Below are 5,298 nucleotides of genomic sequence, written 5' to 3' on the forward strand. Positions count from 1 at the left end.
CCATCCAAACCAACCGACAGCAGCCGAAGCCCGTGTCGGAAGGCTGGTACAGCTCAGACGCTTTTACGGACGACGCGATCAAACAGATTGATGCAGCCCGGAACACAGGAAAGCCGTTTTTCACCTATCTGGCATACAACGCGCCGCACAGCCCCTTGCATGCCCCACGCGAGAACGTTGAAAAATACTACGACCGCTACCTCGCCGGCTGGGACTCGCTTCGCAGGGAACGCTTTGAGCGGATGAAAGCGATGGGGCTGATCGATGACCGCTATGTCATGTCACAACCCGAAGCAGAAGTGCGGCGATGGGACGAATTGCCCGAATCAATCCAGAAGCAAGAAAGCCGTCGCATGGCCGCATACGCCGGCATGCTCGACCGTCTTGACTGGAACGTCGGTCGTTTGCTGCGGCATCTGCGGGAGCAGCAACTCGACCACAACACGCTGGTTCTGTTCATGGCCGACAACGGAGGCGCGTACAGCAATGGTGATCTTCGCACCTACGACCAGCAAATCCCCTGGAAAGCCGGTACGAATCCCTTCGCATCCAACGGCTGGTCGTATCTGAAGAACACGCCGTTTCGCTGGTACAAGTCATGTGCCCAGGAAGGCGGCGTTTCCGTTCCCATGATTGTGCGATGGCCGAACCAATTAGCGCAGCAAGCCGGTGAGATTCGGAATCAGCGACTGCACGTGACGGACCTCTATCCAACGTTTCTGGAACTTGCGGGGGCATCGTATCCGAGAGTCGACGGGGATCGCCAACTGGAGCCGCTTTACGGAGATTCACTGCTGCCGCTGTTACGCGACGCTTCGTTGCCCGACCGCGCGATTCACGACGAGATCTTTTGGTGCTTCAACCAGACCGGCAAAGGCTTGGTGAAAGGCGACTGGAAGATATCATCGATCAGTGACGGACCGTGGCGGCTTTACAACATCAGCAATGACCCCGCCGAATCGAAAGACTTGGCAGCCGAACGACCCGATCGCGCTGCCGAGATGAGCGAACATTGGTTTCAGTTTGCAAAAGACCGAACCACCATGCCGCTCGCTTGGCGTGCCCCGTTGAGTACTTTCCAAGAAGGCTGGGGGTTCCATCGCATTCGCATGGCGATGCCGGGCTATGTCCGCGCGGTGCCAGCATCGTCGGCCATGAATGTCCCTTGTGAGACGGATTTAACGTTTCATTTTTCGCATCCAATCAGTTTTGCCCAATCCGCCGGCAAGACGTTGCGATTGTATGAAGTGAGCAACATCGACGACGCCGTCTGGCAAGCCGATCCCGAACCCGGACATCCGGCGGAAGGAGCAATGCAGGTCACGTTTGATGATCTGCCTAGGCTCAAGCCGAACACGACCTACTTTGCTTTGTCTGACGGAGGCTGGATCACCGTAGGCAACAAGCCAGCGGTCGGGCTGAACGATGGCGCTTTTTGGTATCGGTTCCGCACCGGATCCGAGTAAGCCAGCATCACGTTTCTTGATTGGCGTCCTTCGAAATCGGTGTTCGTTCTGCCAAGGTTTCCGCACGGCAAAAGACGGGGACTGATCGTGCGGAAATGGGGTCAGGTACCAAAAACCAAATGGCCCAACGGGTGCTTCGCATTTTTCGTACCTGACCCCTTTTCCGCGGCACCCTACATCTAAAAGTTGACGGAGCACTTACATCGTGCGTTTGTCGGGAGGCAGCGGTGGGATCGACGGCCGTCAGGTCAGGTTAAGAAAAGACATGCAGGGTGCGTGTTTGGCTATGGAGTGCAAAATCCCTGATCTCAGAATGAACCGGGGAAATACAATGAGACGGCAAGCCGGATCGTCCTTGCCATTGGAAACGTCTCCCTTCACTTCAGTGCTGTTCGCTACGCCACCATGTCGCCGTTCAAACTTGTTGCTTTGGTTGTCGCTGTTCCTTTCGCCGTGCTTGGTGGTGTCCCCGCTGCGACCGCGCGTGAAGCTGTCCGCTACGAACCGCAACAAACGATCGCCGCGGAGCAGTGGGACATCGTTGACATTCGGTTTCAGGTCGGGTCGATACCCGAACAGCCGGTCGACGTCGATTTCTCGGCGACGTTTTCCGATCGGTCCGGCAAGTCGATGGCGGTTGCCGGCTTCTACGACGGCGGCAATGAGTACGTGATTCGTTTTACACCGCCCTCAAACGGCGAGTGGAGCTACGAAACGTCGTCCTCGTTGTCCGGATTGGACGGTCAAAAGGGATCGCTGTCGGTGCGGTCAGCGGGCGAAGGACGGCGAGGGGCTGTCCTTGTGGATTCCGAGTCGAAACAGCGATTCGTTCATCAGAATGGCGACAGCAACTATCCGATCGCCTTCGAAGCGGATTGGTTGTTCGCGCTCGATGCCGAGAATGCGAACGATATCCCGAAAACGCGAATGCTGGTCGATACCCTGGCGGACAATGGATTCAATCAAATCGTGATGAACGTCTTCGCCTACGACGTCAACTGGGCGAAAGACGCTTCACTCGATCCGCAATACGACTTCGGAAGCCCGCGTGTGTTTCCGTTCAACGGCACAAACCAGGATCCCGATCACAGTGGTCTGAACATTGAATACTTTCAGCGGCTCGACCGCGTCCTTGATTATCTCGATCAGAAAGGTGTCGTTGCCCACCTGATGATTTACGTCTGGAACAAGCGAGTGGCGTGGCCGGAGGCGAAGTCTGACGCCGACAATCGTTATTTCGATTATGTCGTTCGTCGCTACCAGGGTTACCCTAATCTGGTTTGGGATATCTCGAAGGAAGCTCTCGGCTACGGTCACAACGATGTGAGCTATATCACCGATCGAATTCAGCGGCTACGCGACAACGACGCTTATGATCGGCTGGTCACGGTTCACGACTACGGTTACTGCCGCAAGTTCCCCGAGCAAGTCGACTTCGTTTCGGTTCAATTGTGGAGTTCAGAACTTTACGGCGTGATGCGGAATGTCTGCGAGGCGATTCCGGGCAAGCCGATTCTGAATATCGAGCACGGCGGGTACGAACGAAGTCCCTATGTCGTGTTCACGGGGAATTACACGTCGCCGGAAGTGTGCCTGGAACGCGCGTATCAATGCGTGTTTGCCGGCACCTTTCCGACGCATTATTGGCAGGGGGCTGCCTGGAACGTCGTCATTGCCGACATCGAATCGCTCGATCCTGGCGACCGTCCGCGGTTGGATTATTACCGGCATCTGCGGGAGTTTGTCGATCGCTACCAGATCGATCAGTTGATCGCCGGGGAAAAGAAGAGCAATGCGGGATTCTGTCTGCACAACGGCAAAGATCGATTCTTGTATTACGTGCCGAAAGAGTGTGATTATCTGGGTTTGCGCCCGCCCAAAGACCGCGGCGATACGATGGAACTTGTTTGGTTCGATCCGTTCAGCGGAGAGTATGGTGAACCGTTTGAAATGAAAATGACCCAATGGCCGTCGGTAGACGTTCCGGCTGGAAATGGGTTTCGCATCCTGATCTGTGACCTTAAGGACCAAGAATGAGCTTTTTGATCAGTCGCCGAACTTCGATTTCGATTGCGCTGTTGCTGTTTGCCGTCGCCCGATCGTTTGCGGCCGAAAAGCCCAACATCATCGTCATCATGGCCGATGACATGGGCTACGCAGACACCGGATTTACAGGGTCCAAAGAGATCTTGACGCCCAACTTGGACGCTCTGGCCGCGTCCGGGGTGGTGTTCCGGCAGGGTTACGCCAACCATCCATTTTGCGGGCCGACGCGTGCCGCTCTGCTTTCCGGTCGATACCAACATCGTATCGGATTCGAAACGAACCCTGCTTTCGATCCGTCCAATCCGATCATGGGCATCGATCCGGACGTGACGCTGTTTCCCAAGCGATTGCAGAACGCGGGCTACGTCACGGGGTGTGTCGGCAAATGGCACCTTGGGGCAGCCGAGCCGTTTCATCCCAACAACCGTGGATTCGATTACTTCTACGGATTTCTCGGTGGCGGGCATGATTACTTTCAGATTGATTTAACCAAACCGGTCAAGGAGGGCTATCTGCAAGGACTGACGCGTAACGACAAACCCGCAACATTCGACGGCTATCTGACCACGGCACTCAGCCGAGATGCCGCCCGTTTTGTCAATGACAACAAGGACAAGCCGTTCTTTTTGTACGTGGCTTACAATGCGCCGCACGCCCCGTTGCAGGCACCTGCCGAAGACATCGAGAGATACAAGCACATTCCGGACAAGAAGCGGCGGACGTATGCCGCCATGGTCGACGTGATGGACCGCGGCATCGGTGAAGTGATCACGGCGGTCGAGAAGAATGGCTTGCGCGACAACACGCTGATCTTTTTCCTGAGCGACAACGGCGGGCCGCAAGCATCCAAACAAAAGCCTGGGAAGTGGAACGGTTCTTCCAACCAACCCTTTCGCGGCGGCAAAGGAGACCTCTACGACGGTGGCGTCCACGTTCCTTTCATTGCATCGTGGCCAGCCAAAATCCCAGCTGGAACCAGCTTCGAACCGCCAGTGATCTCGATCGACATCTCCCGTACGGCCGTCGCTGCGGCAGGCGGAAGTCCCGGGGGCAAGCAGGCGATGGAAGGCGTCGACTTGCTGCCGTTTGTCAGCGGCGATCAAGGCGGTGTTCCTCACGAGGCTCTCTACTGGCGCAGCGGAACGAAGTGGTCGGTGCTTGCCGCGGACGGAACCAAGCAGGTCCAAGACAACGAAAGCGACTCTCCGCAATTGTTCTTCTTGCCGGACGATGTCTCGGAAGCCAACGACTTGATCGCGTCCCAGCCAGAACGCTCGAAGGCGTTGCAAGAAAGCTGGGAGCGTTGGGACGAAGCGAACGTCCCATGCCGCTTGCTGGGCTACATCGACTATCACAAGCAACGTGACCGGTTTTTCTTGGAGGCGATTCCAAAGGCAGCCACGGAGTCCGGTTACGAACCGACGGTCAAGGGCAACTTCAAATAGGGCGTGAGCCCTTGCCCGAGGCCGAACGGCCGGCGACTTCCATTCACTTGTCACTAACACGATCAATACGATGCCGTACTTTTGTCGACTCGTCCTTCTGATTGGATCTGCGGCTTTTGTCGCCGCGGGGACCTCTCCTGCTCAAACGCTCAGCAAAGAAGGTCAGGATCAGAAGGCGACTCACGACTATTTGTTTGACACGTTTCTTGAAGGGCGTGAAACCAAGTTCGTCGGATCGGGGCGGGATCGCGGCTTGAAAGAAGTCACGGTCATGACGGAGACGAAAGAGATCCGACATGGCGACGAGGTCTTGCTGCCAGAGGGTGCCGAGCGGGTCGCGG

The 5,298-nt window shown here is 56.4% G+C and carries 4 protein-coding genes; all 4 read left to right on the forward strand.

All coding sequences use genetic code 11. From position 1 onward, the window contains the following. Window positions 1-1,466 (forward strand): sulfatase-like hydrolase/transferase (locus tag ABX749_RS20555; RefSeq protein ID WP_372897621.1); only part of this gene is annotated, 1,466 nt, incomplete at its 5' end. Between the two features lie 405 nt (window positions 1,467-1,871). Next, entirely contained in the window at window positions 1,872-3,503 is a 1,632-nt protein-coding gene (locus ABX749_RS20560; RefSeq protein WP_372897622.1) for a DUF5060 domain-containing protein, read from the forward strand. After that, window positions 3,500-4,957, forward strand: a complete 1,458-nt coding sequence (locus ABX749_RS20565) for a sulfatase-like hydrolase/transferase (protein ID WP_372897623.1) — start codon at window positions 3,500-3,502, stop codon at window positions 4,955-4,957. Before ABX749_RS20560 ends, ABX749_RS20565 begins: the two co-directional genes overlap by 4 nt. Window positions 4,958-5,027: 70 nt before the next feature. Continuing rightward, the coding region (locus tag ABX749_RS20570; RefSeq protein WP_372897624.1) for a hypothetical protein at window positions 5,028-5,298 on the forward strand (271 nt) is incomplete at its 3' end.

This window comes from Stieleria sp., assembly GCF_041595215.1.
GTDB lineage: Bacteria > Planctomycetota > Planctomycetia > Pirellulales > Pirellulaceae > Stieleria > Stieleria magnilauensis.